The 18293-nt window shown below is 59.4% G+C and carries 15 protein-coding genes, 1 pseudogene and 1 riboswitch; of the genes and pseudogenes, 12 read left to right on the top strand and 4 right to left on the bottom strand.

The window, feature by feature from the left end:
- Positions 1 to 66: 66 nt before the first annotated feature.
- The 6 genes from ACR0BF_RS19305 (at position 67) to ACR0BF_RS19280 (ending at position 5099) form a co-directional block, all read left to right on the top strand.
- On the top strand, positions 67 to 1257 hold the full coding sequence (locus ACR0BF_RS19305) for an ROK family transcriptional regulator (RefSeq protein ID WP_480625594.1): 1191 nt from the start codon (positions 67 to 69) through the stop codon (positions 1255 to 1257).
- 121 nt (positions 1258 to 1378) lie between these two features.
- A riboswitch (cobalamin riboswitch) is annotated at positions 1379 to 1577 on the top strand.
- 132 nt (positions 1578 to 1709) lie between these two features.
- Positions 1710 to 2495 (top strand): DUF4198 domain-containing protein, encoded by a 786-nt coding sequence (locus tag ACR0BF_RS19300; RefSeq protein ID WP_480521280.1) that lies wholly within the window; start codon positions 1710 to 1712, stop codon positions 2493 to 2495.
- A gap of 6 nt (positions 2496 to 2501) precedes the next feature.
- Positions 2502 to 3113, top strand: a complete 612-nt coding sequence (gene cbiM, locus ACR0BF_RS19295; RefSeq protein ID WP_480625586.1) for a cobalt transporter CbiM — start codon at positions 2502 to 2504, stop codon at positions 3111 to 3113.
- Positions 3110 to 3673: a cobalt ABC transporter permease gene (locus ACR0BF_RS19290; protein WP_480625585.1), complete on the top strand. Its 564-nt coding sequence runs from the start codon at positions 3110 to 3112 to the stop codon at positions 3671 to 3673. Before cbiM ends, ACR0BF_RS19290 begins: the two co-directional genes overlap by 4 nt.
- Positions 3673 to 4452, top strand: coding sequence for a cobalt ECF transporter T component CbiQ (cbiQ, locus tag ACR0BF_RS19285; protein WP_480625584.1), 780 nt, complete (start codon positions 3673 to 3675; stop codon positions 4450 to 4452). Before ACR0BF_RS19290 ends, cbiQ begins: the two co-directional genes overlap by 1 nt.
- On the top strand, positions 4449 to 5099 hold the full coding sequence (locus ACR0BF_RS19280) for an energy-coupling factor ABC transporter ATP-binding protein (protein WP_480555954.1): 651 nt from the start codon (positions 4449 to 4451) through the stop codon (positions 5097 to 5099). Before cbiQ ends, ACR0BF_RS19280 begins: the two co-directional genes overlap by 4 nt.
- Before the next feature lie 16 nt (positions 5100 to 5115).
- Here the strand turns inward: ACR0BF_RS19280 and ACR0BF_RS19275 are convergent, their stop codons facing one another.
- From ACR0BF_RS19275 to ACR0BF_RS19260, 4 genes are all read right to left on the bottom strand, one after another.
- The gene (locus tag ACR0BF_RS19275; protein WP_480555953.1) at positions 5116 to 5331 is read right to left on the bottom strand and encodes a hypothetical protein; all 216 of its coding nucleotides are present in this window, start codon (positions 5329 to 5331) and stop codon (positions 5116 to 5118) included.
- A 76-nt stretch (positions 5332 to 5407) separates the two neighbouring features.
- Positions 5408 to 6406, bottom strand: coding sequence for a hypothetical protein (locus ACR0BF_RS19270; protein ID WP_480607512.1), 999 nt, complete (start codon positions 6404 to 6406; stop codon positions 5408 to 5410).
- Positions 6399 to 10112 carry a hypothetical protein gene (locus ACR0BF_RS19265; RefSeq protein WP_480625583.1) on the bottom strand — a complete coding sequence of 1238 codons (3714 nt, stop codon included), beginning with the start codon at positions 10110 to 10112 and terminating at the stop codon, positions 6399 to 6401. Before ACR0BF_RS19265 ends, ACR0BF_RS19270 begins: the two co-directional genes overlap by 8 nt.
- Positions 10113 to 10357: 245 nt before the next feature.
- Positions 10358 to 10987, bottom strand: a complete 630-nt coding sequence (locus ACR0BF_RS19260) for a response regulator transcription factor (protein ID WP_480625582.1) — start codon at positions 10985 to 10987, stop codon at positions 10358 to 10360.
- A 220-nt stretch (positions 10988 to 11207) separates the two neighbouring features.
- Between ACR0BF_RS19260 and ACR0BF_RS19255 the strand changes: the two genes are divergently transcribed.
- The 6 genes and pseudogenes from ACR0BF_RS19255 to glyA form a co-directional block, all read left to right on the top strand.
- Positions 11208 to 12449: a pyridoxal-phosphate-dependent aminotransferase family protein gene (locus ACR0BF_RS19255; RefSeq protein ID WP_480625581.1), complete on the top strand. Its 1242-nt coding sequence runs from the start codon at positions 11208 to 11210 to the stop codon at positions 12447 to 12449.
- A 15-nt stretch (positions 12450 to 12464) separates the two neighbouring features.
- A complete protein-coding gene (locus ACR0BF_RS19250; protein WP_480521298.1) occupies positions 12465 to 13664 on the top strand; it encodes a malate--CoA ligase subunit beta in 1200 nt (399 codons plus the stop codon).
- Complete coding sequence (sucD, locus tag ACR0BF_RS19245) at positions 13661 to 14548, top strand: succinate--CoA ligase subunit alpha (protein ID WP_480477448.1); 888 nt, start codon at positions 13661 to 13663, stop codon at positions 14546 to 14548. The genes ACR0BF_RS19250 and sucD overlap by 4 nt, the downstream gene beginning before the upstream one ends.
- A complete protein-coding gene (locus tag ACR0BF_RS19240) occupies positions 14548 to 15519 on the top strand; it encodes a 2-hydroxyacid dehydrogenase (RefSeq protein ID WP_480625580.1) in 972 nt (323 codons plus the stop codon). The genes sucD and ACR0BF_RS19240 overlap by 1 nt, the downstream gene beginning before the upstream one ends.
- The gene (locus ACR0BF_RS19235) at positions 15519 to 18137 is read left to right on the top strand and encodes a phosphoenolpyruvate carboxylase (RefSeq protein WP_480625579.1); all 2619 of its coding nucleotides are present in this window, start codon (positions 15519 to 15521) and stop codon (positions 18135 to 18137) included. Before ACR0BF_RS19240 ends, ACR0BF_RS19235 begins: the two co-directional genes overlap by 1 nt.
- Positions 18138 to 18159: 22 nt before the next feature.
- Positions 18160 to 18293 (top strand): annotated as a pseudogene (gene glyA / locus ACR0BF_RS19230) (serine hydroxymethyltransferase); the annotation flags it as partial.

Raw genomic sequence — 18293 nt, 5'->3', positions numbered from 1 at the left:
TATTTATTATTGACAGAAAGGAAGGGTTTTTACATTGTCGTCATGAAGGGGATGGCCGTGTCTGCAATGAACTCTCAGGGCAATACTACTGGCGTACGCGAGCCAGACATGCGCGGCACCAACCAAAGTGGAATGCGGGCCCGAAATGAACGGCTTGTCCTGTCACTGGTCCGGCGCCATCAGGCCCTCGCAAAATCTGAAATCGCGCGCATGACCGGCCTGTCGGCGCAGACGGTCTCGGTCATCATGCGCCAGTTGGAGAACGATGGGTTGCTGTTGCGGGGCGAACCGATCCGGGGAAAAGTTGGGCAGCCATCGGTTCCCATGCGCCTGAACCCGGACGGCGCGTATTTCTTTGGGCTCAAAGTCGGGCGGCGTAGTACCGAACTGGTGCTGACGGATTTTCTTGGCAACGTCAGGCACCGCGAACGGCGGACCTATGATTTTCCGACGCCCGAGGCGACATTGAGCTTTTCCACAGAAAGCCTCGACAAAGTGATGGCGTCAATGTCGCCCGAGGCGCGCAGCAGAATCGCGGGCCTTGGGATTGCCATGCCGTTCTACCTTTGGGACTGGGCACAAACATTGCAGGTTCCTCAGGAAAAAATGGATCCGTGGCGTGACGCGGACCTGAAAGGCGCGCTAGCCGCAAGCTATGACGTGCCGGTATTTTTGCAGAACGACGCAACCGCGGCCTGCGGTGCCGAGCTGGTGTTTGGCCCTGCAGAAGGCCCACGAGATTTCCTGTATTTCTATGTCGGCTTCTTCATCGGGGGCGGGGTGGTTCTGAACGGCTCCATCTTTTCAGGGCGGGGAAATGCCGGTGCGCTTGGTCCATTGCCTGTGCCGGACGACGCAGGCGGAGTGAAACCATTGATAGATGTCGCCAGTCTTTATGTGCTGGAGCGCGCAGTTGGTGGGAATGCCGAAACAGCCGGCTCAATCTGGGAAACGACACGGCATTGGGACGTACCGGAAACCCACCTTGAGAATTGGCTGAACCAGGCGGCGCACGGAATCGCCCATGCCATCGTCTCTTCTTGCAGCCTGATCGATTTCGAATGTGTCAAGATTGATGGCTGGATGCCTGCTGATATCAAGGCGCGGCTGGTGGAAAGGGTTGAGCTCAAACTATCCCATATGAACCTGACCGGGCTTGAACGGCCCTTGGTGCTGGCAGGGGCGGCGGGCCCGGATGCCCGGTCATTGGGGGCGGCCAGTTTGCCATTGTCGGAAAGATACCTGCTCGAGGGGTAGGTTCATCCCCGAAAAACCCCGACCTGTATCCAAAGCGGATCAACCGGAAAAAGGGCATTGCCCGCTGAACTTTTTGACAGCCAGCGCAATTGATCGTTGACGGATGCCGAAGAAGTCTGGCAAGCCGCTCGGCATGTCCGGTTCCGGGGCGTGCTCTGGAATCAATAGGGAATGCGGTGCGGGCTTTGGCCCAATTCCGCAACTGCACCCGCAACTGTAAGCGGCGAGCAGGGCTGAAGTGCCACTGGAGTTAATCCGGGAAGGCCAGCCCAACGCTTTGACCCGCAAGTCAGGATACCTGCCGGACATGTGCCTTTGACAAGGGCACTCCTAATCGGCGACGGGATGTGCGTCGGAGCAGGATGCTTGAAAAAGCAGCTCGGCTTGGACGTCCCCGCAGTCAAAACGCATCTCGTACCGGGGTTGGTACGATGGGACAAGGACGACTATTGATGACCAAGCTGCTTTCTGCGGCCGCTGTGGCGATGGCGCTTCCAGCGATGGCAAATGCGCATTTCCTGCTGGAATACACCTCTGACACCATGATCGACGCACCGGGGAATGTTCCGGTCAAGCTGATCTTCTGGCATCCGTTCTCGAACGGGCATGTCATGGATCTGGACAAGCCGCAGGAATTCTACGTGATCCACAACGGTCAGAAAACCGACCTGCTGGACACTCTGGAACCCGTGCGTTTCACCGGTGGGGAAAACGAAGGCGCGGCATTCAAGGGTTATGTTCCGGTCAAACGGTCGGGCGACTATGTGCTGGTGACAGTTCCCCAGCCCTATTACGAGGGGTCTGAGGATATCTATATCCAGCAGATCGCCAAGGCATTCCTGAACCGCAACGAATTGCCGACCGACTGGATGAACCCGGTGGGCTTGCCGGTTGAGATCATCCCGCTCAACAAACCGACCAACATCATCGCGGGTTCGACCTTTACGGGTCGAGTTATGGCAGAAGGCCAACCGGTTGCGGGTGCCGAGATCGAGATCGAGTACATGGCCGCAGAACCGGACATGGAAAGCACGGCTGCTTCGGCCCCGACCGTCTCGCCGTTGCCGGGTGGTGCATTGGTCGCAACTTCGGATGATAACGGGTATTTCACATTCGGCGTTCCAAAAGCCGGATATTGGGGTTTTGCAGCGCTCGGCGCCGGTCCCGTGACCGAACACAATGGCAAAGAACTCAGCCAGGACGCGGTCATCTGGATCCGCGCCTGGGATTTGGAGTAACCGTAGATGCATATCGTTGACGGAGCCTTGTCCAACCCGGTTGTGATCGGCGGTGCCGTCGCTGCGGCGGGTGGAATTGCCATGGGCCTCAGGTCGCTGGATCTTGATCGCATCCCCACTGCGGGGGTGGTGTCAGCCAGCTTTTTCGTGGCATCGCTGATCCATGTTCCTATTGGTCCGTCGTCGGTGCACCTGATCCTCAACGGTATGGCCGGGCTTTTGCTGGGGTGGGCCGCATTCCCGGCCCTGTTCGTCGGGCTTTTGCTGCAAGCCGTCTTCTTTGGCTTTGGCGGGTTGACGGTATTGGGGATCAACACCCTGAACATCGCGTTGCCCGCGGTTCTGGCCGGACTGATCTTTAGCCGCCTGATCGCCCACGGCTCACCGCTGCAAGGTGCGATATGGGGCGGGGTCGGCGGTGCCTTTGCCACTGCCGCCACAACCGGCATGGTTGCGTTTTCACTGGCCTTGTCCGGGGATGCCTTCCTGCCTGCGGCCAAGCTTGTTTTCTTTGCACATATTCCTGTCATGGCGATTGAGGCGATCCTGACCGGGTTCGCGGTTTTGCTGGCGCGCAAGGTCAAGCCCGAGCTGTTTGTCAAACGAGCGGTCGCATGAGGTATCTGGCAATCGTTCTGGCGCTGTGCTGCGCACCCCTACCTGCCTTAGCGCATAAGGTCATAGCCGGAGTGTTTAAATCCGGTGACGCCATCGAAGGCGAAATCGGCTTTTCCAACGGCGACATGGCAAGCGATACCGAGGTCATCGTCAACGGCCCGGACGGAGCCGAGCTGGGCCGTATCGTAACAGATGCAGATGGGTTCTTTATCTACACGCCAAACGCGCCGGTGGCCCATACATTCTTTGCAAACCTTGGTGCCGGACATGTGGCCGAGGTCACCATGCCCGCTGCGGATGTCGCCCGGATCATGGGCGTTGAAGCGGAACCTGATACCCCGCCAACAAACGCACCTGCCCAGACAGCGGCGGTGCTCAGCGATGAACAACAACAGGTCATTGCCAGGGCTGTTCGTGATGAGCTGCGCCCGCTACGACGCGAGATCGCGGCTTACCGCGAACAAAATGATCTGCAAACTGTTCTGGGTGGGATCGGATATATCGTCGGTCTGTTTGGTCTGGGCTTTTACTTTGCGGCACGCCGCAAGCTGGCGGCCTGATGGCGCATGTTCTGGGACAACAGGAAAGCACGCTGGTCAAAGCGGGCACGCAGCGGCGCGGCGCGATCAACCCGCTTGATCCTAGGATGCGGATCGTTATGGCGGTTGTCTTCGCGGTGGTGACAGTGGCGGTGTCCTCGCTGACAGCGCTGTGCGCGGCTTTGGCGGTGTCCCTTTCGCTTCTTGCCGCGTCGCGTCTGCCCTGGCGGATGACATTAAAACGCATGGCCATGATGGACGGGTTCATCCTGTTCATGCTGGTGTTGTTGCCATTCTCCATGCCCGGCGACCCGATGTTTACGCTCTGGGGGTTCCCCGCAAGCTGGCAGGGCTTCTGGAAAGCGGTCGAGATCGCCTTGACGGCCAACGCGGTCATCCTGTCCCTTATGGTGCTGGTCGGCACGATGGAGCCGGTCACGCTTGGCCACGCCCTGCACCGCCTGCGCTGCCCCGAAAAGCTGGTTCACCTTTTGATGTTCACCATCCGATATATCGAGGTTCTGCGGGAAGAATACCTGCGCCTGCACGCGGCCATGAAAGTGCGCGGCTTTCGCCCGGCAACAAACTGGCACACCTATCGCAGCTTTGGCTATCTCGTGGGCATGATGCTGGTGCGCGCGATCGAAAGATCCGAACGCATTCTTGATGCGATGAAATGCCGGGGTTTTTCAGGCCGTATGCTGTTGCTTCAGGACTTTACCCTGACCCGAAGGGACATCGTTTTTGCTGCAGGTCTTGGTGCTCTTTGCGCGGGTCTGATCATACTGGATTTGGCATGACACTGATTGCGCTTGAAGAAATCCGCTTTGCCTACGCCGGTCAGCCACCCGTTCTTGACGGTGCCAGCCTCAGCCTGTCCGCTGGTCAACGCCTGTCGCTGACGGGCCCGAACGGGGCAGGAAAATCGACCTTGCTGCGCATTACGCTTGGCTTGCAGCGCGCACAGTCCGGCACGGTCAGGATCTTTGGTCAGCAAAGGGTGCATGAGGCTGATTTTCACGACGTGCGCCGCCGGGTGGGCCTTGTGTTTCAGGATGCGGATGATCAGTTGTTCTGCCCGACCGTCGCCGAGGATATCGCCTTTGGCCCGCTCAACCTGGGCAGAACACGCGACGAAGCACTTGCCATCGTTGAAAGCGTGTTGGGTGATCTGGACCTGATGCATCTGAAGAACCGCATCACCCACAATTTGTCAGGGGGTGAAAAACGGCTGGTTACGCTGGCGACCGTTCTGGCGATGGAGCCCGAGGTTCTGCTGCTTGATGAACCCACCAACGCGCTGGACCCACGGAACGAGGCCCGGCTGCTGGAAATCCTCCGGGCATTGCCGCAAGCGATCCTTCTTGTCAGCCATTCCCCGGCCTTCCGAGCCGAACTGGCACCGGATGCGCTGGATTTGCGAGACGGAAAACTGGTTGCTGTCTGACAGGACCAATACGTGTTCAGCTGTTCCGCTTTCGGCTCATAAGCCCATATCTGACTGCCCATGCGCGAAACGATAGGCGTCTGCGACGGTCCTGTTTCACCGGGTGTTTCGACGGCGCGCCACCTTTTCGGTTGAACTCGAAAACGTCGATGATGCGCTCGGCGCAACCGCAGGCTTCGCCCATGCCAACTTTGGCAAAGTAGAATTTTTCGAAACGTTCCGGGTTTCGCATGGCACCCCTCCTGTTCAAGCGTAACTCCAAAAGCCAAGTGCCGCCAAATCACTTTGTTGCGGATGCAGAGGGGGTCCTATGGCGCGGCGAATGCGCTTCCCGTCCAGACATTGTCCAATTGATTGAAGACCGGCGAGGTGATGAGCATCTCGGCAGGGTACAGCAATTGCAGCTCATCCGCGAACCGCGTGACGCCGGGTACAAGCCCGGTGATGTTTTGCCACGCGGCCCAGCTGCCGGGATCGGACAGGCTGGTGGGATTGCCGGGATCAGCCGCCTGGTGCCAACCGGCCGCATTCAGGATCGGTGAAAGGGCAAAGCGCGCATCGTTGCTGTCAACCTCGGAACAGGCAGCAGCATCGCATTCCCAGCTTGTCCAGTCTGCCGCCGCGATGGTCCCGGCAATCGGGGCGGCGGCGTCGATGACCCGTGCCAGAACCTCGAACCCGCCACCCGCAGTCGGACGGCTGAGCGACAGGGGGTCGGTGGCCACGGCATGCAGCGCCGCGGTCGGTGCCAGGCTGAGGGTCCGGCCGATCAAAGCCAGCTGTGCGATGCCGTCGGTCACCGGGCCTGATCCGGCGGCCGGAAGGACCCTGACAGGTGTCAGGATCGGTACCGCACCGCCACGTATCGCGATCTCCTGCAACGCATTGTCGAAGGCCGGAACGAAATCACTGCGGATCGTATAGCTCAGCGGGAAACTGGCCTGCTGCGGACCAACGGGCCTTGCACCGTCGCGGGTGATGAAAGACATCGGCGGAACGGCACCCGGTTGCGGCAGCGAAATCTGCGGTCCCGCGATACCCAAAGCGGCCGCGATCATGCGAGCGCGCTGTTCGGCCTCACCATACTCGCTCAGCAGATTGATATAGCCGCCGATCTCGGTGATGTTGCGCGGCGCAGGGATGCGCGAGGGGGCAATATCGCCCGCAATGGCCAGCCTATGGGCAATCACCTCACGGGCGCGCTGGATCGCCGGAGAGTTGGTCGTTTCAAGAATGTTGATGATCGCCTCGGCAAGGCTTTCATCAATTCCCGGTTTGTCCGTCACATTTGTGCTCGTGTCACTCATTGTCGTCCTCCGCAGGGGCGTTCAGGCCATTGAGGAAATCCAGCACCGACTGGCTGCCAGCCTTGGTCGCGCTGCCGTCATCGGCATCCGCGTTCGCCTTGGTGAAGGCCCCGAAAAGCTTGGCCAGAAGCAGTGTGTTGGACGGGTTGGCCAAAGCCGCAGCCCCGCCGGGGAAATCCTTGAACAGGTTTTGCGTAAAGGCTGCCCGGTTGCCGTCTGCCTGTCCGCCAATCAATGCGGCGACACCCGAGGCGTTCTTGGCGATATCCTCAAACCCCTTGATCTTGGCGGCGTTGCTGGCATCGAACGCCTTTTTGTCAGCGGCGGCTTTCTTGGCCTCTTCCTCTTTGCGGGCGGCAGCGATTTCCTGACCTTTACCCGCAAGTTCCGTGGCCTTTCCAACCAGTTCTTTCGTCAGATCCGTTGCCGTGTCGATGGCCTTGTCTCGCCCCGCAGCGACCGATTGCGTTTCAAGCGCCAGCTGGGCTTGCAGTTCCTTCAGGCCCGTAAGATCGGTTCCCGCCCGCGCAAGATCAGGCGCGGCCTTGAGGATTTCGGCCAGTTGCGACGTGGGCACAGCCTGGCCGGTGCCAATGTCGCCCCCTGCAATAGTAAGCGTGTTCGAAGGCTGGTTGTTCGGCAGGTCTGACGGCGCGCGTGTGCCAAAGATGGCGTCACTGTCAGCAGGCAGGACCGGCGCGTCGCCAACCGGCGGCGGTGTCGGGCTGTCCTGCCAGTTCCAGAAGCGGCGGTGGTCGATCATCTCGCAGGAATTGCAGCGGCCCAGAACGGCCTCGCCCAGCAATCCTCTGGTCGGCAGTGAAATCGTGCGGCGCGGTGGCCGGAAATCCTCGCGGTGGAAGGCCAGCAGACTGTCCTGAATATCACCGGTCCGCATCTCCATCCGGTCGGCCAGATCGGGCGGGATCGAGAAGGGCATGATCATGGCATTGCCATAGAACCCCAACACCTTGTTCTGGACGGTGCTGAGCAGCGATATCTCGCTTGAGGCATCGTCCAGCCCGCCTTCCGGTACCCCGATGGTGAAGCGTTCCAGCAGGATCGCACGTTCTTCGTCCGTCATGCTGGCCCAGATCACGCGGGAATAGCGAACGGTGTTGGCCACAACATGCTGGTACATCTCTTCGATGCGGCGCAGATCCCGGCGTGAAAGAACGTCCGGCACCTCCTGCACGGAAAAGGGCAGGGTGGCAGGCAGCGCCTGGAACGTATTGTCATCAACAACGGTCTGGGCGTTTTCATTCATACGCGCCTCGAACTCACTGACCATGGGCGGACCCACCAGATCGTCAAAGTCCGAGCCCGAGATCGTGGTGCGAAGGCTGCGGTTGATATTGCGGGTGGCCCGATCCAGATCGTCGGCATCTTCCAGATTGGCCAGATGTTCCCAGATGTTGAAAATGTTGATGGGATCCGGACCAGTGTAGAACGAATAGGCAAACGAACCCGTCCGCCTGCGCAGCTCGACACGGGCGATATCCGACCGCTCGACCGAACGGGGCAAAGCGACAGAGCCGGTATAGGTCCGGCGCTTGGTCGGATCACGCCGCGCATCAGCCAGCCGGACAAGCAGGTTCTCGCGTGTTTCTGCTGGCAGGTCATGCAGGTTGTCGATGTCTATCGGCGATCCGGTCAGCGGAACAGGTCCGACCCGGTCGCCATCCTGCGTGAAGATCACGACAGAAATGTCATCATTGGGCATGAACGTGCCCTGCGCCTCGAAACTGACGATGTCCTGTGCGACGCCGGGCGCGTTCTGCGGTGTTGCGTCCTTGTCCGCATAAAACTCTTCCAGCAGCTTCAGTGCGCTGCGGAATCTGCGGCGGCTTCGGAACACGCGCCGGAACACTTCGGCATGGCGCAGGATGACCTTGTACCGGCTCAGCAATCCGGACCGGGTGACATTGCCCGGCAACTGATCGCCTTGCCCCAGACGGCGGAAGCGGATGAGTTGCATGGGTACAAAGACCACCAACTGCACCCCCTCGATACGCGTTTCCAGGGAAAAGTCGCGCAGAACTTCGAACCATTGCATGGTCATTGCGTGGCAATGATTGCGGTTGGCCACGAATTTTGTTGTTGCCGTCCGCCGATCCGTCGCAGTTGCAGTGCGCACACTGGTCCGTGCCGAGTTACGCTTGACCGAAGCCGCCCGTTCAAGCGCGGCAGAGAATGTCTCATGCGTGTCGGACAGAAAATCGCGTGATGTGTTCTGCGTGTTGGACGAATTGCCGGAAGAATTCGAACTGGACCGTGCGCCGCTGAAGCCCACGCCGCCAACGATGGCCCCGATGCCTCCGAACAGGCCGCCACCAACGCCACCTGCGCCCCCGAAGCTTTTTGAAAATGCGCGGGTCGAAAACGAGGACGTGCCCTGAATCACCTCATCCAGCGCGCTTTCAAACGTACTGTCAAAGGACGTGTTGCGGGCTTCCTCGAATTCCTGTTGCTCTTCAAATGTCAGGCTCTCTCGTTCACGTACGCTCAGTGTTTCGCGTTGTTCCGACACGACAATCCGCTGCTCTTCTCCGGGGGCAAGCGGTAGGGAATAGACCAGCCGACCCAAAGACATGCCAGCGTGGACAGCAGTCGACCGCATCTTGGCAATATAGCCAAGCGCAAGGCTCGACGCTTTGGGCACATCCTGCGGCCGTTCCTCAAGATCTTCAAAGAAGTCTTCAATATCAATGGGTTCGTCAATCGGAATCCGGTCTCGAAAATCCCAATCACCCCCGTCATTGTTAAACGCCGCCAGAAGCGTTTCGGCTGACAGATTGGCCTGAGCAAAGGCTGTGCCCGGGATAGTCGTCACAAAGCGGCCCCCACCTATGGGGCGCGTTCGAACGATATTCTTGGGCCCGACGAGGGGATCAATCAGCCGGTACAGAACCGAATAGCGCCGCCGTGAAACCGTGCCGCCTTCGGTTCGGTACTCCGACGCGCAATCGCCCTCGCCCAGCACGATAGGGGCCTGTGTACCGGTGAAATCTGATATGTTTTCTTCGGCATCCTCGGGATCCACCGGCAAGATATCGGCCAGCTCACCGACGATCGAACGCTGCAAAGGCAGGACAGTGCGATCCAGTACCACAAGACCCATTTCGCCGTCCAGCGCGTCAACGCGTGGCACGGCTTCTGTCAGGGTGGTGTTCTGACCCCTGATCCGTAACCGCAGGCCGTTCTGCGGCAGGCGGAGATTAGGCAGATCAACCGAAAAAAGACCACGCGCGTCCGTGACGGCGGCTTTGACAGCCCACGAAAAATCTGCGTCGTCGATCCCTTCATTGGCGGTAAAGGTGGGGCGCAGGACCTCGACGATCACGCGTTCGGCAGGGGTCCCGTCAGGGTTGATCAGTTCCCCCCGCAATTTCGGGGCGAGGGTGGGAACGACCGCCCCCAGAAAGCCTCCGGCCAGATCTTCGCGAATGGTTGCAAGCTGACGAAAAACCGCACCAGTCGACTGGACGCGCCGGTCGACCAGATCGTTGATCACTTCTGAGGACAGCTCAATTCCGACGCCACGGCGCAATGCCTTGAGCTTTTCCGCCTCAACCCGCTTCTGATCCTCAACGCTGTGCGCACCAGCCGCGACAGTGCCGGAAATTTCCGCTGATATCGATGGGCTTGGCCGAAGATTTGGTAGGGACAGCGTTATGCGCGGGGGCTCACTGCTGGAGTCGGACATGAACGTCACCTCTCGAGAAAGAGCTGAAAAAACGAGATGTCAGAAAAATAAGTCAAATCATTAAAGGTGACCCAAGGTAACATGTCTGGGGGATTCGCGGAAGCAACGCAGGGTTGTACCCGCTGCAACGCGCGGCAAAGCGCTCAGGACAAGCGTAGTGTCCCTTGCCGCTGACGGTATCCAGAATTGGTCAGGGCCAGAGGAAAAACCTGTCGGGAAACACCGGCACCCAGATCGCCTTTGGTCTAGTTTCGCGACTGCTGAGACGAATAGAAATACGCAATGGCCTGCGTGCGGTTTTTGACACTCAGCTTTTCGTAGATGTTGGATAGGTGAAACTTGACCGTGTTTGTCGAAATCTGAAGTTCCTTTGACAAATCCCGGTTCGACATTCCCTGCGCCAGCGCCTCCAGAATTGCGCGTTCTTTACGCGACAGGCTCTGGATCGGGTCCTGTTGCATTTTCCGGATATCTATGAACGGGAATACCATCTTACCCGCTGCAACTTTGGCGCAGGTTTCCAGCAGGCCCTCAACCTCGCCCGTGCGGGCGGCAAATCCGGCCGCACCCGCCTGCATCGCCAATCGCGGGACATCGCCGCCAGTGTCGCCATAAACGACAAAGCGCGGGGCGTTGGGCTGATCGCGCAGAACCTCGATCAGTTTGGCAGCGCCTAAAACCGGAAGCGTCCAGTCGACGACACCGACCTGAACGGGAACCCGCATCACCGTTCCCAGAAACCCTTCGGCCGTTGCTGACGTGGCCATCAGCGAGAATCGGGGGTCCCGCTCGAATATTTCGGACATGGCCGACAGAACCAGCGGGTTGCCGTCCGCCAGCATGATGTCGATGGGTTTGCTCGGTGTCTCAACCATATGATTTTGCCCCGAATTCGGAAAAACCTACCCATAAGGATAGGGAGTTTCTTTGTATACCTTCGTATTTTTGCCAAAACGGGTAGGTATTGCCCCATCCTATTGGCCATCCAAAAGCAGTAGTAAGTTACGTTGCGTCATAAGGCAAGCTCGCGTTTCCTGCTCGGCAACTTGACACGACGGGCCGCAATGCCCGGCCAACAGCCGAGGATGCCAGACCATGACTTTTCAGATTTTCCCTCCGCTCGAAATCCCCCAAACCCTCGCTGCGGGGCCGGGGCCGGGTAACACGGATGCCCGCGTCCTCAAGGCCTTTGCCAATGCAGGCGTTGCCGATCACATGCAGGGGGACGTCCTTAGGGGGATGGTCGAATGCAAGCACATGCTGCGGAAAATCTGGGGTACCCAAAACGCCTATACCTTTGCTGTTGCCGGCACCGGTTGGAGCGCCCTGGACACCATGTTTTCGGCTGTCATGCCTGGCGACAAGGTCGTTGCTTTTGCCAACGGCACATTCTCGGGGATCGACGCGCTGACCCTGCGGATCAAGGCGGCGACGCCCGAAGAACATGCAGCCAACCCGATGGCGCCTCAGGCCGCCAGCGTCACCGTGATCGAGGTTCCGCACGGCCAGCCGGTCACCGGTGATCTGGTCGAGGCGACTCTCGCGCAGCACAAACCGAAATGGGCTTTCATGGCGCATTGGGAAACCGGATCTGGCCGCATCAATGACCTGCGCGGATTTTCCGACGCGTGCGAACGTCATGGCGCGATGGGTCTGATCGATGCGGTGTCGTCTCTGGGCGTCGATGACTTCTCGATAGACGATTTTCCGGGCATCGCCGGATGGGCGTCCTGCCCGCAGAAAGGTCTATGCTGCCTGCCGCTGACCTATGCCCCTGTCAGCTTTACCGACGCCTATATCGCATCACTCAGAACCACCGGTGCCTATACCTATGTGCACAATCCCATCTTTGAGGCCCGCCATTGGGGCATTGTTGATGGGCAGGATGTTGAAAAGGGCACCTATCACCGCACCCATTCGGGCTACGCCGTTGCGGCCTTCCATGAATCCCTGCGCCTAACCCTTCAGGAAAGTCTGGCCAAGCGGTCCGCATCGTACAAGACGCATGAGAAGGTTCTGCGCGACGCTGTTACCGAAATGGGCTGCGAGGTCACCTCCGACATGCCCAGCCTGATTGTGCTGAACCTGCCCCCGGAACTGGCTGGCCGCGAGATGGAGCTGGTCCAGAACTGCCGTGCGCGCGGGTTTGGCATCTGGCCGACCCTCAGCGCACCCGTGCAGGTGCGCATCGGCATCCTCAACCAATTGAACCGCGAGGCCGTCAGCCGGATTGTGCGTCTGTTCGCCGAAGCCATCCGAGAACTGGGCGGAACGGTCAATCAAGACGCAATCGAAGACCTGCTGGAAAGCCGTTACGGCACCTCAATCGCTGCATAAACAGGAGCGGATCAGATGGATATTCACGAATATCAGGCAAAGGAAATTCTTTCGAATTTCGGTGTCGCCATACCATCCGGCGCACTGGCCTACAGTCCGGAGCAAGCGGCCTATCGGGCGCGTGAGCTGGGCGGTGACAAATGGATCGTCAAGGCGCAGGTCCATGCAGGCGGTCGCGGCAAGGCCGGAGGGGTCAAGCTGTGCAACACCGAGAACGAAATCTATCAGGCCTGCGATGATCTGTTTGGTCGCAAGCTGGTCACGCATCAGACCGGCCCCGAAGGCAAAGGCATCTATCGCGTCTATGTCGAAGCCGCGGTGCCGATTGACCGCGAGATTTATTTGGGTTTAGTCCTCGATCGGTCAAGCCAAAGGGTGATGATCGTGGCCTCGTCCGAGGGCGGGATGGAGATCGAGGATATCTCGGCTGACCGCCCGGAAAGTATCGTCCGCTCCATCGTGGAACCGGCGGTTGGGCTTCAGGAATTTCAGGCGCGCGAGATCGCATTCAACCTGGGGCTTGAGCCCAGGCTGATCCAGCAAATGGTGCGTACGCTACAGGGCTGCTATGCCGCTTTTAGCGAGCTTGACGCGACAATGGTCGAGATCAATCCGTTGGTCATCACGGGTGACGACCGGGTGCTGGCGCTTGACGCCAAGATGAGCTTTGACGACAACGCCCTGTTCCGCCATCCACAAATCTCTGAACTGCGTGACAAAAGCCAGGAAGACCCGCGCGAAAGCCGCGCGGCCGACCGCGGACTGTCTTATGTCGGGCTGGACGGAAATATCGGCTGCATCGTCAACGGTGCCGGTCTGGCGATGGCCACGATGGACACGATCAAGCTTGCCGGTGGCGAGCCTGCAAACTTCCTCGACATCGGGGGCGGGGCTTCGCCCGAACGTGTGGCCAAGGCGTTTCGTCTGGTCCTGTCGGACGACAATGTTCAGGCCATTCTGGTCAACATCTTCGCCGGTATCAACCGCTGCGACTGGGTGGCCGAGGGTGTCGTTCAGGCCCTGCGGGAACTTGACCTCGACCTGCCCGTCGTTGTGCGGCTGGCTGGGACAAATGTCGAAGAGGGCCAGAAGATTCTGGCCAAATCCGGCCTGCCGATCATTCGCGCCTCAACGCTGATGGAGGCGGCAGAACGCGCTGTTGGCGCATGGAAAAACGACCTTACTCAAGGCACCAAGATGAGGGCTGTGAAATGAGCATTCTTCTCGACCGTGACTCGCGCGTCATCGTGCAGGGCATTACGGGCCGCATGGCTCGGTTTCATACCAAGGACATGTTGAACTATGGCACCAATGTCGTGGGCGGTGTCGTACCCGGCAAGGGTGGGGAAACCGTCGAGGGTGTTCCGGTCTTTGACACCGTCAAACAGGCTGTCGAGGCGACCGGCGCGGATGCCAGCCTTGTTTTCGTGCCCCCGCCATTTGCGGCTGATTCAATCATGGAAGCCGCAGATGCCGGTATCCGCTATTGTGTCTGCATCACCGACGGAATTCCGGCGCAGGACATGATCCGGGTGAAGCGGTACATGTACCGCTATCCGAAAGAAAAGCGCATGGTGCTGACCGGGCCGAACTGTGCCGGTACGATTTCGCCCGGAAAGGCGCTGCTGGGCATCATGCCGGGTCACATCTATCTGCCCGGCCATGTCGGCATCATCGGCCGCTCGGGCACGCTGGGCTATGAGGCTGCGGCGCAGCTGAAAGAACGCGGCATCGGTGTCTCGACCAGTGTCGGGATTGGTGGCGACCCGATCAACGGGTCATCCTTTAAGGACATCCTTAAGCGCTTCGAAAAGGACGAGGACACCCATGTCATCGCCATGATCGGCGAGATCGGCGGCCCGCAGGAAGCTGAAGCAGCGGAATACATCCGCGACCACATCACCAAACCGGTGATTGCCTATGTCGCGGGTCTGACCGCCCCGAAAGGCCGCACGATGGGCCACGCGGGTGCGATCATCTCGGCCTTTGGCGAAAGCGCCAGCGAGAAGGTCGAGATCCTGTCCGCCGCCGGGGTGACCGTTGCCGAAAACCCCGCTGTGATCGGTGAAACAATTGCCCGTGTGATGGAGGCCGCGTGATGGTCAAACCCTCGGTTCTTGTGACCCGTCGCTGGCCTGCCGCCGTCGAGGCGCAGCTGGCCGAGAATTACAACGCTGTTCTGAACACCGGGGACAAACCCATGTCCCCGGCCGAAATCCGGCAAGCCTTGAAAACTTATGACGCGGTGCTGCCAACTGTAACGGACATACTGAGCGCCGAGGCAATGGACGTCCCTGGTGCGCAGACCAAAATACTGGCCAATTACGGTGTCGGATACAGCCACATCTGCGAACCTTCGGCGCGTGAGCTGGGCATGACCGTGACCAATACGCCCGATGTTCTGTCCGAATGCACCGCCGATATCGCCATGACCCTGCTGCTGATGGTGGCGCGGCGCGCGGGCGAAGGTGAGCGCGAGCTGCGGTCCGGCACCTGGACCGGATGGCGGCCCACGCATCTGGTTGGAACCAAGGTCAGCGGCAAAACGCTGGGCATTATCGGCTATGGCCGCATCGGGCAAGAGATGGCCCGCCGTGCGCATCATGGCTTTGGCATGGACATCCTCGTCTACAACCGCAGTCAGATAGCGCCGGATGTGCTGGCCATGTGCAATGCAACGCAGGTGGCATCGATTGACGACTTGCTGCCGCAATGCAACTTCGTCTCGCTGCATTGCCCCGGCGGGGCTGACAACCGGCATTTGATCAACGCGCGCAGACTGGGCCTGATGAAGCCCGACGCCTTTCTGATCAACACCGCGCGCGGTGAAGTGATCGACGAATGGGCGCTGATACAGGCGCTGATGTTCGAGATGATCGGCGGGGCCGCGCTGGACGTGTTCGATGGTGAACCCCGTATCAGCCCGGACCTGCTGCAATGCGACAACCTTGTGATGCTCCCGCATCTGGGCAGCGCCACCCGCGAAGCGCGCGAGGCGATGGGGTTTCGGGTTCTCGATAACCTGAATGATTTCTTTGAAGGCCGCGAACCCCGGGATCGCGTGATCTGATGCAAGCGCTGGCCCCGAATATTCAGCCCACCCCCAACCCTTCGAGCTATGCCGAAGGGTTGCGCTCGGAATTGCGGGCGTTGTGGCGGAACATATTGCTGAAACGGGCGCCACATGTGGCGGCATGGGCCGAGGCCACGCCGCTGCAACCCATTCCCACGGGACCCGAGGCAACGCCGTATTTGCAGGCCCTTTCGATCTGGTTCCAACTCTTGTGCATCATCGATGAAAACGCCGAAGTTCGGGACCGTCGATTGACCGAAACCCAAAACGGCGCAGAAGCGGTAGAAGGCGGTTTTTCCGAAGCCCTGACGGACTTGTCCCTGACCTATAGCCAGGTGGAAAAGCTGACCGCCCACCTATGTACCGGTCCCACTTTGACCGCGCATCCGACTGAGGCCAAGAGGGTAACGGTTCTGGAAATTCATCGGCGTATCTACCGCAACCTCGTCAGTCTTGAAACGCAACGCTGGACCCCGACCGAACACGCCGAATTGCTGAATGGCCTGGAAGGAGAGATTGATCTCTTGTGGCTGACCGGCGAACTTCGCCTGTCGCGCCCTAGCCTGCACGACGAGATCGAATGGGGGTTTCAGTTCTTCCGCGATGCAATCTTTGATGCCGTCCCGCAGGTTATGGGCCGATTCGATCAGGCCTGCCTGCAAGTGCTGGGACGTACGCCGAGCGAAACTCCTGATATCCGCTTTCACAGCTGGATCGGTGGCAACCCGAATGTCACGACCGAGATAACCGCATTGGCGCTGAAACGCGGACGCGAAACAGTTCTGGACCTTTATTGTCAAGCTCTTGAGCGTGCCGCAAGAAGGTTGAGCATCAGCGCGCTGATATTGCCTTTACCTGAGCCTGTCAGGACGCAGGTACAAGCGATAGTCGACCGGGCTCCGGTCGATGGCCGCAATCGGAACGAACCGTTCCGGCAAGCACTCAATGCCATTCGCTATCGGCTGACAAACAGCGGATATGATCACATCTCGCAATTCGTGGGCGATCTCGACACGCTTGATACCGCTTTATGTGCGGTCAACGCGGATATTCTGGCGCGGCAGCACATCCGTCAGTTGCGCCGGGCCGCTTCGGTTTTCGGGTTCCGGACCACAACGCTGGACATCCGCCAGAATTCAACCGTCACAACCGATGTTCTGGCCGAAATCTGGTCGCATTCCGGACAGGTGCCGGTTTACGGCACGGCCGAATGGTCAGCCCGCTTGCGAACCGAACTGGCGGATCAGAACCTGCCCTATCAAAACCGCAACGCGTTAAGCGATCAGGCGCGGGAATTGCTTGCCCTTCTGGCTCTGGTCCATGGTGTGCGATCGGGACCGGACCCCAAAGCAATAGGGCCCTTCATCCTGTCCATGACCCGTTCGGCCGACGATATTCTCGGCATCTACCTATTGGCCCGCTATGCCGGGTTTGGGTCCGAAACTCTGGATCTTTCGGTAGTCCCATTGTTCGAGACAATTGCCGATTTGCGAAATGCCCCATCGATCCTGCTCGACGTTTTGGCTGTTCCGCTTGCCCGTCGCAGCCTCAAAACCGACGGTAGAGTAATCGAGGTGATGCTGGGATATTCGGACAGCGGCAAGGACGGGGGCTATTTCTGCTCAACATGGGAGTTGGAGCGCGCCCAACGCCGGATCGTCTCGGCGCTGGCCTCGCAAGGTTTCAAGGCCACGTTTTTCCATGGTCGCGGTGGCTCGGTCAGCCGGGGCGGTGCACCGACCGGGCGCGCCATCGCCGCGCAACCCAGCGGAACAGTTGCCGGGCGGTTGCGCGTGACCGAACAGGGCGAAGTTGTTTCGGCCAAATATGCCAACCGGGGCACGGCTGCGGCGCATCTGGAGTTGTTGCTGTCAAGCACGATGCGCCATACGGCGACCCCTGACGAGGCGCCTTCACGGCCTGAATTCGATGACGCATTGGATGCTTTGTCAGAGTTGTCACAGACAGCGTATGTCTCGCTTTTGCAGATGCCGGGTTTTCTGGACTATTTCCAGCAGGCGAGCCCTGTCCAAGAACTTGCCCGCCTGAAAATGGGGTCCCGTCCGACCCGTCGGTTCGGCGTGGCCAGTCTGGACGACCTGCGGGCCATTCCATGGGTCTTTGCGTGGTCGCAGAACCGCCACCTGATCACTGGTTGGTACGGGTTCGGCACCGCCATGGCCAGTTTTCGCAAGTTTCGCGGCGCGCGCGGTGATGACGTGTTGCACGACATGTTTCGACACTCCCGCCTGTTCCGCCTCGCCGTCGATGAGATGGAAAAATCGCTCTATCAGACGGATATGGAAATCGCAGCGCAGTATGGCGAATTGGTCTCTGATATCGAGATCCGCCAACGTGTATCGCAGGTAATCAAGGCGGAATACGATAGTGCCTGCAAAGCGATCCGGTTTCTGACAGGTGGTCAGGTCATCGGCCATCGCTTTCCCCGCCTTTGCGAGAGGTTTGACCGCAAACAGGCCGAATTGGCCCGCATTCATGCTCTTCAGGTCGAACTGCTGCAACACGCCCGCAACGAACCGCAGGCAGGGTCAGTTCCCGTGCCGCTGCTGCAATCCATGAACGCCATTTCCGCTGGTCTTGGCTGGACCGGCTAACCATTTTCAGGAGATCAAAACTGTGAACGCCCCGCATAGAACAAACGGATTTTTCACCCAGTCCTTGTCGGACCGCGATCCTGAGCTTTTTGGCTCGATCCGGTCTGAGCTGGGTCGTCAGCGCGACGAGATCGAGCTGATTGCGTCCGAGAACAT

It is taken from the genome of Ruegeria sp. AG7, assembly GCF_056541545.1.
The sequence above is the reverse complement of the archived record's forward strand: the minus strand, read 5'-3'. Positions and strand labels throughout refer to the sequence as shown.

Excerpts from the sequence above, each read along its gene's own strand:
- ACR0BF_RS19270 (WP_480607512.1), bottom strand. The coding sequence starts at position 6,406 with ATGAGTGACACGAGCACAAATGTGACGGACAAACCGGGAATTGATGAA.
- ACR0BF_RS19240 (WP_480625580.1), top strand. The coding sequence starts at position 14,548 with ATGGTCAAACCCTCGGTTCTTGTGACCCGTCGCTGGCCTGCCGCCGTC.
- ACR0BF_RS19290 (WP_480625585.1), top strand. The coding sequence starts at position 3,110 with ATGAGGTATCTGGCAATCGTTCTGGCGCTGTGCTGCGCACCCCTACCT.
- cbiM (WP_480625586.1), top strand. The coding sequence starts at position 2,502 with ATGCATATCGTTGACGGAGCCTTGTCCAACCCGGTTGTGATCGGCGGT.
- sucD (WP_480477448.1), top strand. The coding sequence starts at position 13,661 with ATGAGCATTCTTCTCGACCGTGACTCGCGCGTCATCGTGCAGGGCATT.
- ACR0BF_RS19305 (WP_480625594.1), top strand. The coding sequence starts at position 67 with ATGAACTCTCAGGGCAATACTACTGGCGTACGCGAGCCAGACATGCGC.
- ACR0BF_RS19255 (WP_480625581.1), top strand. The coding sequence starts at position 11,208 with ATGACTTTTCAGATTTTCCCTCCGCTCGAAATCCCCCAAACCCTCGCT.
- ACR0BF_RS19235 (WP_480625579.1), top strand. The coding sequence starts at position 15,519 with ATGCAAGCGCTGGCCCCGAATATTCAGCCCACCCCCAACCCTTCGAGC.
- ACR0BF_RS19265 (WP_480625583.1), bottom strand. The coding sequence starts at position 10,112 with ATGTCCGACTCCAGCAGTGAGCCCCCGCGCATAACGCTGTCCCTACCA.
- ACR0BF_RS19300 (WP_480521280.1), top strand. The coding sequence starts at position 1,710 with ATGACCAAGCTGCTTTCTGCGGCCGCTGTGGCGATGGCGCTTCCAGCG.
- cbiQ (WP_480625584.1), top strand. The coding sequence starts at position 3,673 with ATGGCGCATGTTCTGGGACAACAGGAAAGCACGCTGGTCAAAGCGGGC.
- ACR0BF_RS19280 (WP_480555954.1), top strand. The coding sequence starts at position 4,449 with ATGACACTGATTGCGCTTGAAGAAATCCGCTTTGCCTACGCCGGTCAG.
- ACR0BF_RS19250 (WP_480521298.1), top strand. The coding sequence starts at position 12,465 with ATGGATATTCACGAATATCAGGCAAAGGAAATTCTTTCGAATTTCGGT.
- ACR0BF_RS19260 (WP_480625582.1), bottom strand. The coding sequence starts at position 10,987 with ATGGTTGAGACACCGAGCAAACCCATCGACATCATGCTGGCGGACGGC.
- ACR0BF_RS19275 (WP_480555953.1), bottom strand. The coding sequence starts at position 5,331 with ATGCGAAACCCGGAACGTTTCGAAAAATTCTACTTTGCCAAAGTTGGC.